Here is a 14,239-nt window from a genome sequence, read left to right as displayed (position 1 = left end):
CCTCACCTACCGATTGTTCGGTCGTGGAGGCATTTTGGCTACAGGCACCTTCAGCCTGTGGACAAACGGTTCTCCACAGCCTGGGATAGGAGCAGGTCGTCCACCGGAGAGAGGCGGGGGCACATGGCGGATGAACAAATGGCCGAGGACTGGGAACGGGTCGTCGCACCGGCGCCGGCACCGTTGATCCCAGGCGCCCCGGCACGCCCTCTGGACGCCATCGACCGCGACATCCTGCGCATCCTGCAGACGGACGGCCGCGCCTCGATCCGCTCCGTGGCCGAGCGGGTGCACGTCTCCCGGGCCAACGCGTACGCGCGGATCAACCGGCTCATCGACGACGGGGTGATCCGCGGCTTCAGCGCCCGCGTCAACCACGAGCGGGCGGGCCACGGCGCCTCCGCCTACATCACGCTCAAGATCGTCCAGAACTCCTGGCGGACCGTGCGCGAACAGCTCCAGGCGCTGCCCGGCGCCGCGCACATCGCCCTGGTCAGCGGCGACTTCGACGTCCTGCTGCTCGTCCACACCCCCGACAACCGGACGCTGCGCGAGCTGGTGCTCACCAAGCTCCAGTCCATCCCGGAGGTCCTCTCCACCCGGACCCTCCTCGTCTTCGAGGAGACCGACCTCGACCCGGACCACCGGGACCCGACCCGCTGAGCCCGGGAAACCCTCCCGGCCGCCTCACTAGGCCGTACGGGTGACGAACGGGCCCGTAGAGCGGCTACGGCGGCCAGGCCCGTACGAGCAGCCCGGACGGCAGGCCCAGCGGACCTCACGGCGGCCCTACGGGGCCCAGCAGGCCGGACGACCGCCCGAAACCGGCCCGTACGGCCGCTCAGCGGCCCGCACCACGGTTCAGCGGCTCGTGCGCAGGCCGTCGAAGGCCAGGTGTGCGACGGTCTCGGCGAGCTGCTCGCGCTCCGCCACCGCGTCGGGATGCGGCCGGTACCACTCCACCAGCGAGTTGATCATGCCGAAGAGGAGCCGGGTCGCGAGCCGGATGTCGACGTCGGCCCGCAGGTCGCCCTCGGCGGCGGCCGCCTTCAGCAGGTCGGCCACCCGGTGGTCGAACTCACGGCGCCGCTCCATCGCCCACCGCTCGGTCGCGGTGTTGCCCCGCACCCGCAGCAGCAGCGTCACGTACGGCAGCTCCGCCATCAGCACCTCGACGGTGCGGCGCGTGACGTGCTCGACCCGCTCCACGGCGCGGCCGCGCGTGGCGCCCGGCTCCTCGAGGATCGCGAAGAGGCCGTCGAGCGCCCGGCTGACCGCCCGCCGCAGCAGCTCCTCCTTGCCGGACACGTGGTGGTAGATCGACGACTTGGAGATGCCCGCCGCCTTGGACAGGTGCTCCATGGAGGTGCCGTCGTAGCCGCGCTCGTTGAAGACCCGCACCGCGACCGAGAGCAGTGTCTCGGGGGTGTACGTGTCGCGCTTCGCAGTGGTCATCGGGAGTCCTCCGCGTCCTCGGCGTAGCTCCGGCGCATGAGGGCGACGCTCGGCGCGTACCGTCCCGTCGGGTACCGCTCGTGCAGCCCGCGCAGGAGGCCCGCCGTGCGCCGGTACCCCACCTTGGCGGCCCACTCCAGCGGGCCCACCGGGTAGTTGACCCCGAGCCGCATCGCCGTGTCGACGTCCTCGGCGGTGGCGACCCCGCGGCCGACCGCGTCGGCCGCGACGTCGATCAGCATCGCGACCGTGCGGGCGACGATCATGCCGGCCACGTCGCCGATCACGGACACCTGCTTGCCGAGGGCCTGGAAGAGCCCCACGGCCTCGGCGAGGGTCTCGGGTGCCGTCCCCTCCCTGGTGGAGAGCACGATCCGGCTCGCGCGCGCGTAGTCGAGCGCGAGGTCGAAGTAGACGATCTCCTCCTCGTGGTACTCGTAGGAGGACTCGCCGTCCGCGAGGTTGAGCTCGCCGCCGCCCGGCAGCTCGATGTACCCGCCGTCGCCCTTCTTGCGCCGGACCTCGATCCCGGCCTCCTCGATGAGCGCGACCAGCGGTTCGGCGGGGCCCAGGTCTCCCCTGACGACGATCTTCGCCGGTGCCGGGGCCGGCGGCGCCGTGTGCGGCTCGGGCCGCTCGGCGCCGTCCGCGTACGCGTACCAGCCGTGCCCCGACTTGCGCCCCAGGCGGCCCGACTCCACGAGCCGGCGCTGGGCGAGCGAGGGGGTGAACTTGGGGTCCTGGTGGAAGGACTCCCAGACCGAGCGGGTGACGGCCTCGTTCACGTCCTGGCCGATGAGGTCGGTCAGCTCGAACGGGCCCATGCGGAAGCCGCCGCACTCGCGCAGGGCCGCGTCGATGGTCGCCGGATCGGCCGCGCCCTCCTCGAAGACCCGCAGCGCCTCGGCGTAGAAGGGGCGGGCGACCCGGTTCACGATGAAGCCGGGGGTGTCCGCGCAGCGCACCGGGGTCTTGCCCCAGCCCTTCACCGTCTCGTACGCGCGCGTGGCGACGTCCGCGTCGGTGGCGAAGCCGCTGACGACCTCGACGAGCGGGAGCAGCGGCGCGGGGTTGAAGAAGTGGAGTCCGACGAACCGGCCGGGCAGCCGCAGACCGCCCGCGATGGCGGTGACGGACAGCGAGGAGGTGTTCGTGGCGAGGACCGCGTCGTCGCCGACGACCTTCTCCAGGTCGGCGAAGAGCTGCTGCTTGACGTCGAGCCGCTCGACGATCGCCTCGACGACGAGCGCCGCGTCCGCGAGCTCGTCGAGCTCCGCCGCCGCGTGCAGCCGTCCGACGGCCGCCTCGCGCGCGCCCGCGTCCAGGCGCCCCTTCTCGACGAGCCGGTCGAGGCGGGCGGTGAGCGCGGCCACGGCCTCCGCGGCCCTGCCGGGTGCGCTGTCGTAGAGGCGCACAGGATGGCCGGCGACCAGCGCGACCTGGGCGATCCCCTGTCCCATGGTGCCCGTGCCGACGACGGCGACGGTGCGGTCCCGTGCCACGGCCCCGACGGCTCCTGCGGCCCCTGCGTTCTCCACTGCGGCGGTCTCACTGGCGGTCACGTCGTCGCTCCCCCTGACGGTCACGTTGGCGCTCATAGGGGTGATCCTCCCCGATGGGTTCTCCACAGGATCGACGGACCCCCTTGTCCCGACCGATCGTTCGGTTACTCTAACTCCGTACGCGTCTCCCTGCCCAGCTCGACGAGGAGTTGGTCCATCCCATGGCCATCGCTCAGCTGACCACCGACCGTCTGGCCGAGAAGCACCGGTCCACGCTCGACCAGGCCCTCGACACCATTCGCAGCCGCGCCTACTGGTCGCCGTACCCCGAGCACCCGAAGGCGTACGGCGCGGACGGCTCCCTCGACGCGGCGGCCGGCCTCGCCGCCCACCAGGCCGTGCTGAACACCCGCTTCGAGCTCGACCAGCCCGGCACGGACGGCTGGACCGGCGGCGAGACCTCGCCGTACGGCCCGTCCCTCGGCATCGAGTACCCGCACGCCGACATCGACGTGCTGCTCCCCGCGATGCGCGCGGGCACGGCCGCCTGGCGGGACGCCGGCCCCGAGACCCGCGCCCTGGTCTGCCTGGAGATCCTCGGCCGGATCTCCGCCCGCACCCACGAGTTCGCCCACGCCGTCATGCACACCAGCGGCCAGGCGTTCATGATGGCGTTCCAGGCCGGCGGCCCGCACGCCCAGGACCGCGGCCTGGAGGCCGTGGCGTACGCGTACGCGGAGCAGACCCGCACCCCCGCCGGCCCGGCCGGCTGGTCCAAGCCCCAGGGCAAGCGCGACCCCCTGGAGCTGAGCAAGGAGTTCACCCCGGTCGGCCGCGGCATCGCCCTGATGATCGGCTGCAACACCTTCCCCACGTGGAACGGCTACCCGGGCCTGTTCGCCTCGCTCGCCACCGGCAACCCGGTCCTGGTCAAGCCGCACCCGCGCGCCGTCCTGCCGCTCGCGCTCACGGTGCGGGTCGCCCGCGAGGTGCTCGCCGAGGCCGGCTTCGACCCGAACCTGGTCGCGCTCGCCGTCGAGCGCCCGGGCGAGGGCATCGCCAAGACCCTGGCCGTCCGCCCCGAGGTCCGGATCATCGACTACACCGGCTCGACGGAGTTCGGCGACTGGCTGGAGGAGAACGCCCGCCAGGCCCAGGTCTACACCGAGAAGGCCGGCGTCAACACGGTCGTGGTCGACTCCACCGACGACTACAAGGGGATGCTCTCCAACCTGGCCTTCTCCCTGTCCCTGTACAGCGGCCAGATGTGCACCACCCCGCAGAACCTGCTGATCCCCCGCGACGGCATCACCACCGACCAGGGCCCCAGGTCGTACGACGAGGTCGTGGCCGACCTCGCGGCGGCGGTCGGCGGCCTGCTGGGCGACGACGCCCGGGCGAACGGTCTGCTGGGCGCCCTGGTCAACCCGGACGTGAAGGCGCGCCTGGAGGCCGCCGCCGGTCTCGGCGAGGTGGCGCTCGCCTCCCGCGAGGTGGTCAACCCGGAGTACCCGGACGCCGTCGTCCGCACCCCGGTCATCGTGAAGCTGGACGGCTCCAAGCCCGACGCGCAGGCCGCGTACTTCTCCGAGTGCTTCGGCCCGGTCTCCTTCGCCGTCTCGGTGGACTCCACCGCCGACGCCCTGGAGCTGCTCCGCCGCACGGTCCGCGAGAAGGGCGCCATGACCGTCGGCGCCTACACGACGTCGGCGGACACCGAGCGGGCGGTGGAGGAGGTCTGCCTCGAGGAGTCGGCGCAGCTGTCGCTGAACCTGACGGGCGGGGTGTACGTGAACCAGACGGCCGCGTTCTCGGACTTCCACGGCTCCGGCGGCAACCCGGCGGCGAACGCGGCGCTGTGCGACGGCGCCTTCGTCTCCAACCGCTTCCGGGTGGTGGAGGTCCGCCGCCAGGCCTGACCTCCGGCGCCTCCGCCGGTGCGGGGGCCCCACGGGGCCTCCGCACCGGCGGTCAGGGCGTCTCGATCTCCGCGTACCGCTGCACCCAGGCGTGCATGGCGATGGCGGCGGCCGCCCCGGCGTTGATCGACCTGGTCGAGCCGAACTGGGCGATCGAGCAGACCATCTCCACGTGCGCGCGGGCCTCCTCGGTGAGGCCCGGCCCCTCCTGCCCGAAGAGCAGCACGCAGCGGCGGGGCAGCACGGTCCGCTCCAGCGGGACGGCGCCCGGCAGGTTGTCGATCCCGATGACCGGCAGGCCCTCGGCCGCCGCCCACGAGGTCAGCGACTCGGTGTCCGGGTGGTGCCGGACGTGCTGGTAGCGGTCGGTGACCATGGCCCCGCGCCGGTTCCAGCGGCGCCGGCCCACGATGTGGACCTCCTTCGCGAGGAAGGCGTTGGCGGTCCGCACCACCGACCCGATGTTGAAGTCGTGGCCCCAGTTCTCCACCGCCACGTGGAAGTCGTGGCGCCGGGTGTCGAGATCGGCGACCACCGCCTCCCGCGTCCAGTACCGGTAGCGGTCCACGACGTTGCGCCGGTCGCCGTCGGCGAGCAGCTCGGGGTCGTACCGCTCGCCCTCGGGCCACGGGCGCGGGTGCGGGCCGACGCCGATCTCGGGGCCGAACCCCTCGTCGTACTGGACCGGCTCGGCGGACTCGGCCCCCACGGCCGGCTCGGTTCCGGGCTTCTCTTCGGTGGTGCTCACCCGACGAGGGTACGGGGGCCGTGCTCCTCACCCGCACGGCGCTGCTCGGGCAGCGGCCCGGGCGACTCCTTCACGGGCGTCCGCTTCGTCAGCCGGTTCCCGGCCCGTGCCACCCGGGCGCCGAGCGCCACCAGGAAGGCCGTGGGCAGGAAGACGGCGTCGGCGGAGATCATCGCGAGCGAGAAGACCGGCAGGCCGAGGAGCACCGCGATGCCGGCGTGCTCCAGCATCATCGCCACCAGCAGGACGTTCTTGACCTTGCGGTTGAAGAGCGTGAACGGGAACGCGACCTGGACGATCACCGTGCCGTAGGTCAGCAGCATCACCATGATCCCGCTGGCGCCGAGGAGCTCGGAGACGGCAGGCCACGGCGAGAAGTAGTCGAGGTGGAGCGGGTAGAACAGCGCGGTGCCGTCCTGCCAGCGCGAGCCCTGGATCTTGTACCAGCCGGCGGTGGCGTAGATCAGGCAGACCTCGACCATGAGCACGGCGAGGACGCCGTTGTGCGCGAGGTGGGCGAGGGAGTCGAGCAGGGTGCGGGGCTCCCCGGGGGCGTACCGGCACACGACCCACCAGAGTGCGTTCCCGAGCCACAGCACCCACAGCAGCACCAGCAGCCACCACTCGCCGGTGACGTCGCTGAACCAGGTGGCGGCGAGGAGGAAGCCGCCGAGCACCGTCCACAGCAGCGGGCCGACGAGGTCGCGGCGCACGGGCTCGCCGGCCCGGGCCGCGCGGGCCTCGCGGGCCGCCCGGCGGGCGTCGAGGGACCAGACCCGGCCGCAGCGGGTCAGGACGAGGTAGATCGCGACGAGGTGGAGGACGTTGTCGCCGCCGTCGCCCACGAAGACGGAGCGATTCTGCAGCGAGAGCACCCCGGCCATGAACACCACGGACACGGCCCGGGTGCGCCAGCCCACCAGGAGCAGCGCGGCGGAGAGCAACGCGAGCCCGTAGACCACCTCGAACCAGAGCCGCCCGTCCGACCAGATGAGCGCGGTGAAGGCGTGGTTGTCGATGAGCAGCTGCCGGGCCATCCCCCAGGCCCACGGGCCGTCGGGGCCGTACAGCTCGTGCCGGTGCGGCAGCTCGCGCACCAGGTAGAGCAGCCAGGTCAGCGAGAAGCCGATCCGCACGATCGCGGTCTGGTACGGCCCGAGGGAGCGGCCCGTGACGGCCTGGACGGCACGGGCGAGCCGCCGGTCGACGGGCTCCCGCGTACGCGCGCGCGTGGCGGCGGGACGCCCCGCCGGCGCGCTCGACGACTCGCTCGTCGCCCCACTCGCCGGCTCGTTCCCCACAGCGCCCATGACGCCCGCCGGCTCGTTCCCCGCAGCGCCCGCGGCGCCCGTCGGCTCGTTCCCCACAGCGCCCGCGGCGCCCGTCGGCTCGTTCATCGGCCCGCCTCCGTGCGGCTTCGGTCGGCTCCGGCGGGCCGGTCGGCGTCGGTGACCTTCCACCAGGGAAGGTCGCGGTGGGACGGGGTGGCCTTGTGCTTCTCGGCGCTCCAGCCGGGGGCGGGCACCGGACGGGTGACGGTGCGCAGCTGGATGCGCCGCAGGTCCGAGCCCTGCAGCGACGGCATGGCGTCGAGTCGGAGTACCGCGATCCGGCGTATGTACTGCTCCGAGAGGCGGCCGCGCAGCCCGTTGGCCTTGGCGTCGTCGGCGTGCGTGTTCCGGTAGAAGTCCACGGCCCGGCGGAGCTCGTTCTGCTGGGAGTGGCTGGGGATCGGGTTGTAGCGGATCGCCGCGATGTCCTGGGCGGTCAGGTCGATCCAGTCGGTGGTGCGGAGCTCCCCGCCCTCGCCGGTTATCTCGGCGCGCACCTCCACGGAGAGGTTCTGCTGGAGCGGGTTGGGCGCGAAGAGCTTCCAGTTCTGTTCGAACTCGGGGTAGATCCAGTCGTCGACGGCCTCGCCGTGTTGCTTGGTCAGCGTGTTGGACGGCGCCACGTGCAGGAACACCATCGACAGGTGGACGCAGGCGAGCACCAGGGTGACGGCGAGCGCCACGGCGACCACGACCTGGTACGGCAGCGACAAGCCCATGATCCCGGTGCCTGTACCGGCGTCGGCCAGGGCGTCCCGGGGTTCCGCTTCCCCGGGTCCGGGCCGGTCGTCGTTCCCCCCGACCGGGTCCTTTTCCACGTACGCGTCCATCCCGCTCCGACCCCCAACGGCCCACCTCGGTCCTTCACAGGGTTGACACCATACGGGCCGCCGACTCACCATTGAAGTCATTCAACCGAACGATCGGTCGGCAGGGGGTCCGATGACCGCAGTGACGGCAGGGACAGCAGAGACCACGGGCGCGCCCGGCGGCTCGCACGCGGCCGTGGCGGCGGAGCAGGCCGCCTACGAGGCCGTGTTCGACGCCGCCGTCGCCGCCGACGAGCGGATCGAGCCGCGCGACTGGATGCCCGAGGCGTACCGCGCCTCGCTCGTCCGGCAGATCGCGCAGCACGCCCACTCCGAGATCATCGGCATGCAGCCGGAGGCCAACTGGATCACCCGCGCGCCCTCGCTGCGGCGCAAGGCGATCCTCATGGCCAAGGTCCAGGACGAGGCCGGCCACGGCCTGTACCTGTACAGCGCGGCGGAGACCCTCGGCACCAGCCGCGACGAGCTGCTCGACAAGCTCCACTCCGGCCGCCAGAAGTACTCCTCGATCTTCAACTACCCCACGCTGACCTGGGCCGACGTCGGCGCCATCGGCTGGCTGGTGGACGGCGCCGCGATCACCAACCAGGTCCCGCTGTGCCGCTGCTCCTACGGGCCGTACGCCCGCGCGATGGTCCGCGTCTGCAAGGAGGAGTCCTTCCACCAGCGGCAGGGGTACGAGGCCCTGCTCGCCCTCTCCCGCGGCACCGAGGCGCAGCACGCCATGGCGCAGGACGCGGTGGACCGCTGGTGGTGGCCCTCGCTGATGATGTTCGGTCCCCCGGACGCCGAGTCGACCCACACCGCCCAGGCGATGGCGTGGAAGATCAAGCGCCACTCCAACGACGAGCTGCGCCAGCGCTTCGTCGACATCGCCGTGCCCCAGGCGGAGGCCCTCGGCCTCACCCTCCCGGACCCCGACCTCCGGTGGAACGAGGAGCGCGGGCACTACGACTTCGGGCCGATCGACTGGACCGAGTTCTGGGACGTCCTCAAGGGGAACGGCCCCTGCAACGACCAGCGGCTCAGCAAGCGCCGCCAGGCCCACGAGGACGGCGCCTGGGTCAGGCAGGCGGCCGCGGCCTACGCGGAGAAGCACACCGGCACGCACGGAGAGGCACAGGCATGACGAGCGACGGTTGGCCGCTGTGGGAGGTGTTCGTGCGCTCCCGCCGCGGACTGTCCCACACCCACGCGGGCAGTCTCCACGCGCCCGACGCGGAGATGGCCCTGCGCAACGCCCGCGACCTGTACACCCGCAGGAGCGAGGGCGTGTCGATCTGGGTCGTGCCCTCCGCGGTGATCACCGCCTCCTCGCCGGACGAGAAGGACCCCTTCTTCGAGCCGGCCGCGGACAAGCCCTACCGCCACCCGACCTTCTACGAGATCCCGGAGGGGGTGAAGCACCTGTGAGCACCCCGACCACGCACGAGGCCGCCGCGTTCACCGGCGCCGCCCTCGCCCTCGGCGACGACGCCCTCGTCCTCTCCCAGCGCCTGGGGGAGTGGGCCGGCGCCGCCCCCGTACTGGAGGAGGAGGTCGCTTTGGCGAACATCGCCCTCGACCTCCTCGGCCAGGCCCGCGTCCTGCTCTCGCTCGCCGGCGACGAGGACGAGCTGGCCTTCCTCCGCGAGGAGCGCTCCTTCCGGAACGTCCAGCTGGTCGAACAGCCCAACGGCGACTTCGCCCACACCATCGCCCGCCAGCTGTACTTCTCCACCTACCAGCGCCTCCTCTACGGACAGCTGGCCGCCGGCGACGGCCCCTTCGCCGGCCTCGCCGCGAAGGCCGTCAAGGAGGTCGCGTACCACCAGGACCACGCCGAGCACTGGACGCTGCGCCTCGGCGACGGCACCGCCGAGAGCCACGAGCGGATGCAGCGGGCCTGCGGCGCCCTGTGGCGCTACACGGGCGAGCTGTTCCGGCCCGTCGACGGCCTCGACCTGGACCACGCGGCGCTGGAGAGCACCTGGCTGGCCTCGGTCACCGACGTCCTCGGCCGGGCCACGCTCACCGTGCCCTCCGGGCCGCGCACCGGCGCCTGGGCCGCCGGCGCGGGCCGCCAGGGCCTGCACACCGAGTCCTTCGGCCTGATGATCGCCGAGATGCAGCACCTGCACCGCAGCCACCCGGGTGCGACATGGTGACCATGACGGCCCTGGAGGAGGAACTGAGCCGGGTCGCCGGCGCGGTCCTCGACCCCGAGATGCCCGTCCTCACCCTGGAGGAGCTCGGCGTCATGCGGGGCGTCCAGGTCCTCGGCCCCGGCCGCGTCGAGGTCGCCCTCACACCGACCTACACGGGCTGCCCGGCGATCGAGGCCATGACCTCCGACATCGAGCGCGCGCTCCACGAGCACGGCGTGCCGGAGGTCTCCGTCGTCACGGTCCTCGCCCCCGCGTGGTCCACCGACGACATCAGCGAGGAAGGCCGGCGCAAGCTCGCCGAGTTCGGCATCGCCCCGCCGCGCCCCCAGGGCCCGGCGGGCGGCCCCGTACCGCTGACCCTCGCGATCCGCTGCCCGCACTGCGGCTCCACCGAGACCGAGCTGCTCAGCCGCTTCTCGTCCACGGCCTGCAAGGCACTCCGCCGCTGCACCGCCTGCCGCGAACCGTTCGACCACTTCAAGGAGTTGTAGATGGCGTCCTCAGGCTCCGCGCGGGCCGGATTCCAGGCGCTCCGGGTGAGCGAGGTCGAGCGGCTCACGGACGACTCCGTGGCCGTCGCCTTCGCCGTGCCGCCCGAGCTCCACGACGCGTACCGCCACCTCCCCGGCCAGCACCTCGCCCTGCGGCGCACCGGCGAGCAGGGCGAGGAGATCCGGCGCACGTACTCGATCTGCGCCCCCGCCGCCCCGGCCGGCGAGCCCCCCGCCCTGCGCGTCGGCATCCGGCTCGTCGACGGCGGCTCGTTCTCCACGTTCGCGCTCAAGGAACTGGCCGTCGGCGACGTCGTCGAGGTCATGGAACCCATGGGCCGCTTCACGCTCGCCCCGCGCCCCGGCCACTTCGCGGCCGTCGTCGGCGGCAGCGGCATCACGCCGGTCCTCTCGATGGCCGCCACCGTGCTCGCCCGCGAGCCGGAGGCCAGGTTCTGCCTGATCCGGAGCGACCGCACCGCCGCGTCCACGATGTTCCTGGACGAGGTCGCCGACCTCAAGGACCGCTACCCCGACCGCTTCCAGCTGGTCACCGTCCTCTCCCGGGAGGAGCAGCAGGCGGGTCTGCCGTCCGGCCGCCTCGACCGCGAGCGGCTCACCGAACTGCTGCCGGCGCTGCTGTCGGTCGGCGAGATCGACGGCTGGTTCCTCTGCGGCCCCTTCGGGCTCGTCCAGGGCGCCGAACAGGCCCTGCGCGGGCTCGGGGTGGACCGCGGCCGGATCCACCAGGAGATCTTCCACGTCGACGACGGTTCCGCGCCCGCCCCGGCCCCGGCGGCCGACGCCCCCGCGCACGCCACCCTCACCGCGACCCTCCACGGCCGCTCCGGCACCTGGCCGGTCGAGCGGGGCGAGACGCTGCTCGACACCGTGCTCCGCGCCCGCGCCGACGCGCCGTACGCCTGCAAGGGCGGAGTGTGCGGGACCTGCCGCGCCTTCGTCGTCGGCGGAGAGGTCCGGATGGACCGCAACTTCGCCCTGGAGCCGGAGGAGACCGACGCGGGGTACGTGCTGGCCTGCCAGTCCCATCCCGCCACCGCCGACGTGGAGTTGGACTTCGACCGCTGACCCGGGTCACCGACCCCGGACCCGAACCGACTGCCCCCCACCCACCCCACCCCACCCGAGCGAGGTCGGGGTCGGGCCGGGTCCGGCCCGGGTCGGGTCGGGTCGGGTCGGGGTCAGGGCAGGGCCGGGCCGAGGTCAGGGCCGGGCCGGGGTCGGGTCGGTCCGGGGTCGGACGTCGACGAAGTCCAGGCACTGCCATTCCCTTCACCTAGAACCTGTTCTATCTTGACGATCCGTCAGGAGCTCGAACAGCAATGGGTGCGGCAACGGGAGGGCACGGCAGTGGACTTCACCTTCACCGACGAGCAGCAAGCGGCCACCGAGGCGGCCAAGGCGGCCTTCTCGGACGTCGCACCCGACGCGGTGCCGAGCCCCGCCCTCACGCCGGGCGCCGTGTCCGACGACTTCGACCGACCGCTCTGGTCCCGTCTCGCCGCCGCCGATCTGCTCGGCCTCGTACTGGCTCCCGAGCACGGCGGCGCCGGCCTCGACACCGTCGCGCTCTGCCTGGTGCTGCGCGAGGCCGCCCGCGTCCTCGCGCGCGTCCCGCTCCTGGAGACCGGCGCCGTCGCCATGACCATCGAGCGGTACGCCGCCCCCGAGACGGCCGCCGCCCTGCTCCCCCGCGTCGGCCGCGGCGAACTCGTCCTCACCGCCGCCTCCCACGGACGCACCGGCCACGACGCCGCCGAACTGGCCGTCACCGCCCGCCGCGACGGCGGCGACTGGGTCCTCGACGGCCTCCAGACCGCCGTTCCCTGGGCGTACGTCTCCGACCTCGTCGCCGTGCCCGCCCGCACCCCCGAGGGCCGCACGGTCCTCGCCCTGCCGTCCCGGTCGCACGAAGGCCTCCGCCTCACCGAGCAGTACTCGACGAACGGCGAACTCCTCGCCGAGCTGCGGCTCGACGGCGTCCGCCTCGGCGGCGCCGAGGTCATCGACGCCGACGGCGCCTGGGAGCACCTGCGCGCGATCCTCACCACCGGCACCTGCGCGCTCGCCCTGGGCCTCGGCGAGGCCGTCCTCACCATGACGAGCCAGTACACCGGCAAGCGCGAGCAGTTCGGCCACCCCGTGGCCACCTTCCAGGCCGTCGCCGTCCAGACCGCAGACCGCTACATCGACCTGCGCGCCATGGAGGCCACCCTCTGGCAGGCCGCCTGGCGCGTCTCCACCGGGGCCGACGGGGCGCTGCCCGCCGCCGGGGACATCGCCGTCGCGAAGATCTGGGCGTCCGAAGGCGTACGACGCGTGGTGCAGACCGCCCAGCACCTGCACGGGGGCTTCGGCGCGGACACCGACTACCCCCTGCACCGCTACCACGCGTGGGCCAAGCACCTCGAACTCTCGCTCGGCCCCGCCGCCGCCCACGAGGAGGCGCTGGGCGACCTCCTGGCCGCCCACCCCCTCGGCTAGGCAGGCCCTCCGCCCACCCCCTCGGCTAGGCAGGCCCCGAGGTCCGGTCCGGCCCTGATCGCCGGACAGGACCGCAGGACCGCCCCGTCAGCGGACGAAGGCGGGGCTGCCGTCCTCCGACACCATCGGGCGCCCGCCACCGGCCCAGTCGATCATGCCGCCTTCGACGTTCACCGCGTCGATGCCCTGCTGCACCAGGTACTGCGTGACCTGCGCGGACCGACCGCCGACGCGGCACATGACGTAGGCGCGACCGCGCTCGGCGACGGCTTCCGTGACCTCACCGAAGCGGGCCACGAAGTCGCTCATCGGGACGTGCAGCGCGCCCTCGACGTGACCGGCCTCCCACTCGTCGTCCTCCCTGACGTCCAGCACCAGGGCATCGGCCGGTACGGAAGCCGCGTCCACCGAGGGCAGCGGGGAGAAATTCATGGGAACGGCCTTCTCTCGTCAGTTCCGCCCGAACAAGCTCGAGCGCACGGAAAAACCTACTCCACCAGCCCCGCCAGCTGGGCCTCCCGCTCGGATACCTGCGCGAGCAGCTGCTCGGCGATCTCCTCCAGGAGACGGTCCGGGTCGTCCGGCGCCATCCTCAGCATCGCGCCGATCGCGCTGTCCTCCAGCTCCCGCGCCAGGGCCGACAGCATGTCCTTGCGCTCCGCCAGCCACTCCAGCCGCGCGTACAGCTCCTCGCTCTCGCTGAGCCGCTCCTCGGCCGGCACCGGTCCGGCCTCCCACTCGGCGGAGAGCTCGCGGAGGAGCGCCTCGTCGCCGCGGGCGTAGGCGGCGTTCACCCGCGTGATGAACTCCTCGCGGCGCTTCCGCTCCTCCTCCTCGCGGGCCAGGTCGGGGTGGGCCTTGCGGGCCAGCTCGCGGTAGAGCCGGCGGGCCTCCTCACCGGGCCGGACCCGCTTCGGCGACTGCACCGGACGATCGGTGAGCATCGCGGCGGCCTCGGGGGAGAGGCCGTCGGAGTCGATCCAGTCGTGGAAGAGCTCCTCCACGCCCGGCATCGGCATGACCGCGGCCCGTGCCTCCCGGGCCAGCCGCAGGTCCTCGGGGTCCCCGCTGCGCGCCGCCCGGGTCTCGGCGATCCGGGCGTCGAGCTCGTCGAGCCGCGCGTACATCGGGCCGAGCCGCTGGTGGTGCAGGCGCGAGAAGTTCTCCACCTCGACCCGGAAGGTCTCCACCGCGATCTCGAACTCGATCAGCGCCTGCTCGGCCACCCGCACGGCCTGCTCGAGACGCGCCTCGGGCCGCTCGTCCCCGGGCCCCTCGTTCACACCCTGGTCCACGCTCACGTCCACGCCC

At 73.0% G+C, this 14,239-nt stretch carries 15 protein-coding genes; 8 read left to right on the top strand and 7 right to left on the bottom strand.

Going from position 1 to position 14,239, the window contains the following annotated elements:
- The first annotated feature begins 138 nt into the window (after positions 1–138).
- Entirely contained in the window at positions 139–663 is a 525-nt protein-coding gene (locus AC067A_RS12815; protein WP_478618788.1) for an Lrp/AsnC family transcriptional regulator, read from the top strand.
- A gap of 198 nt (positions 664–861) precedes the next feature.
- On the opposite strand, the gene AC067A_RS12810 is transcribed toward AC067A_RS12815, so the two are convergent.
- A complete protein-coding gene (locus tag AC067A_RS12810) occupies positions 862–1,455 on the bottom strand; it encodes a TetR/AcrR family transcriptional regulator (protein WP_478618453.1) in 594 nt (197 codons plus the stop codon).
- On the bottom strand, positions 1,452–3,053 hold the full coding sequence (locus AC067A_RS12805; RefSeq protein ID WP_478618450.1) for a 3-hydroxyacyl-CoA dehydrogenase: 1,602 nt from the start codon (positions 3,051–3,053) through the stop codon (positions 1,452–1,454). Before AC067A_RS12805 ends, AC067A_RS12810 begins: the two co-directional genes overlap by 4 nt.
- Before the next feature lie 125 nt (positions 3,054–3,178).
- Between AC067A_RS12805 and paaN the strand changes: the two genes are divergently transcribed.
- Positions 3,179–4,876: a phenylacetic acid degradation protein PaaN gene (gene paaN / locus AC067A_RS12800; protein ID WP_478618447.1), complete on the top strand. Its 1,698-nt coding sequence runs from the start codon at positions 3,179–3,181 to the stop codon at positions 4,874–4,876.
- Between the two features lie 52 nt (positions 4,877–4,928).
- Here paaN and AC067A_RS12795 read toward each other — a convergent pair whose 3' ends face one another.
- The 3 genes from AC067A_RS12795 to AC067A_RS12785 all read right to left on the bottom strand — a co-directional run bounded on the left by AC067A_RS12795 (position 4,929) and on the right by AC067A_RS12785 (position 7,785).
- On the bottom strand, positions 4,929–5,624 hold the full coding sequence (locus AC067A_RS12795) for a TrmH family RNA methyltransferase (RefSeq protein ID WP_478618445.1): 696 nt from the start codon (positions 5,622–5,624) through the stop codon (positions 4,929–4,931).
- Positions 5,621–6,934, bottom strand: a complete 1,314-nt coding sequence (locus tag AC067A_RS12790; RefSeq protein WP_478618786.1) for an HTTM domain-containing protein — start codon at positions 6,932–6,934, stop codon at positions 5,621–5,623. The genes AC067A_RS12795 and AC067A_RS12790 overlap by 4 nt, the downstream gene beginning before the upstream one ends.
- Before the next feature lie 83 nt (positions 6,935–7,017).
- Positions 7,018–7,785: a DUF5819 family protein gene (locus AC067A_RS12785; RefSeq protein WP_478618442.1), complete on the bottom strand. Its 768-nt coding sequence runs from the start codon at positions 7,783–7,785 to the stop codon at positions 7,018–7,020.
- Between the two features lie 112 nt (positions 7,786–7,897).
- Here AC067A_RS12785 and paaA point away from each other — a divergent pair, with 112 nt between their 5' ends.
- From paaA to AC067A_RS12755, 6 genes are all read left to right on the top strand, one after another.
- Entirely contained in the window at positions 7,898–8,914 is a 1,017-nt protein-coding gene (paaA, locus tag AC067A_RS12780; protein WP_478618440.1) for a 1,2-phenylacetyl-CoA epoxidase subunit PaaA, read from the top strand.
- Positions 8,911–9,198, top strand: a complete 288-nt coding sequence (paaB, locus tag AC067A_RS12775) for a 1,2-phenylacetyl-CoA epoxidase subunit PaaB (protein WP_478618437.1) — start codon at positions 8,911–8,913, stop codon at positions 9,196–9,198. The genes paaA and paaB overlap by 4 nt, the downstream gene beginning before the upstream one ends.
- Positions 9,195–9,932, top strand: a complete 738-nt coding sequence (paaC, locus tag AC067A_RS12770; protein WP_478618435.1) for a 1,2-phenylacetyl-CoA epoxidase subunit PaaC — start codon at positions 9,195–9,197, stop codon at positions 9,930–9,932. The genes paaB and paaC overlap by 4 nt, the downstream gene beginning before the upstream one ends.
- Positions 9,926–10,423 (top strand): 1,2-phenylacetyl-CoA epoxidase subunit PaaD, encoded by a 498-nt coding sequence (gene paaD, locus AC067A_RS12765; RefSeq protein WP_478618433.1) that lies wholly within the window; start codon positions 9,926–9,928, stop codon positions 10,421–10,423. The genes paaC and paaD overlap by 7 nt, the downstream gene beginning before the upstream one ends.
- Positions 10,424–11,512, top strand: a complete 1,089-nt coding sequence (locus tag AC067A_RS12760) for a 2Fe-2S iron-sulfur cluster-binding protein (protein ID WP_478618430.1) — start codon at positions 10,424–10,426, stop codon at positions 11,510–11,512.
- 282 nt (positions 11,513–11,794) lie between these two features.
- Positions 11,795–12,928 (top strand): acyl-CoA dehydrogenase family protein, encoded by a 1,134-nt coding sequence (locus AC067A_RS12755; protein ID WP_478618783.1) that lies wholly within the window; start codon positions 11,795–11,797, stop codon positions 12,926–12,928.
- 87 nt (positions 12,929–13,015) lie between these two features.
- On the opposite strand, the gene AC067A_RS12750 is transcribed toward AC067A_RS12755, so the two are convergent.
- Both AC067A_RS12750 and AC067A_RS12745 read right to left on the bottom strand, forming a co-directional pair.
- Positions 13,016–13,360, bottom strand: a complete 345-nt coding sequence (locus tag AC067A_RS12750; protein ID WP_478618427.1) for a rhodanese-like domain-containing protein — start codon at positions 13,358–13,360, stop codon at positions 13,016–13,018.
- Positions 13,361–13,416: 56 nt separating this feature from the next.
- Complete coding sequence (locus AC067A_RS12745; RefSeq protein ID WP_478618424.1) at positions 13,417–14,235, bottom strand: hypothetical protein; 819 nt, start codon at positions 14,233–14,235, stop codon at positions 13,417–13,419.
- Positions 14,236–14,239 lie beyond the last annotated feature (4 nt).

It is taken from the genome of Streptomyces sp. NPDC043176, assembly GCF_056436715.1.
Note: the sequence above shows the minus strand (reverse complement) of the source record. Positions and strands in the feature narration are given on the sequence as shown.

What these genes read in the sequence shown, in the direction of transcription:
- AC067A_RS12815 (WP_478618788.1), top strand. Translation starts at nt 139, where the DNA reads ATGGCCGAGGACTGGGAACGGGTCGTCGCACCGGCGCCGGCACCGTTG.
- AC067A_RS12810 (WP_478618453.1), bottom strand. Translation starts at nt 1,455, where the DNA reads ATGACCACTGCGAAGCGCGACACGTACACCCCCGAGACACTGCTCTCG.
- AC067A_RS12805 (WP_478618450.1), bottom strand. Translation starts at nt 3,053, where the DNA reads ATGAGCGCCAACGTGACCGTCAGGGGGAGCGACGACGTGACCGCCAGT.
- paaN (WP_478618447.1), top strand. Translation starts at nt 3,179, where the DNA reads ATGGCCATCGCTCAGCTGACCACCGACCGTCTGGCCGAGAAGCACCGG.
- AC067A_RS12790 (WP_478618786.1), bottom strand. Translation starts at nt 6,934, where the DNA reads ATGGGCGCTGTGGGGAACGAGCCGGCGAGTGGGGCGACGAGCGAGTCG.
- AC067A_RS12785 (WP_478618442.1), bottom strand. Translation starts at nt 7,785, where the DNA reads ATGGACGCGTACGTGGAAAAGGACCCGGTCGGGGGGAACGACGACCGG.
- paaA (WP_478618440.1), top strand. Translation starts at nt 7,898, where the DNA reads ATGACCGCAGTGACGGCAGGGACAGCAGAGACCACGGGCGCGCCCGGC.
- paaB (WP_478618437.1), top strand. Translation starts at nt 8,911, where the DNA reads ATGACGAGCGACGGTTGGCCGCTGTGGGAGGTGTTCGTGCGCTCCCGC.
- paaD (WP_478618433.1), top strand. Translation starts at nt 9,926, where the DNA reads ATGGTGACCATGACGGCCCTGGAGGAGGAACTGAGCCGGGTCGCCGGC.
- AC067A_RS12760 (WP_478618430.1), top strand. Translation starts at nt 10,424, where the DNA reads ATGGCGTCCTCAGGCTCCGCGCGGGCCGGATTCCAGGCGCTCCGGGTG.
- AC067A_RS12750 (WP_478618427.1), bottom strand. Translation starts at nt 13,360, where the DNA reads ATGAATTTCTCCCCGCTGCCCTCGGTGGACGCGGCTTCCGTACCGGCC.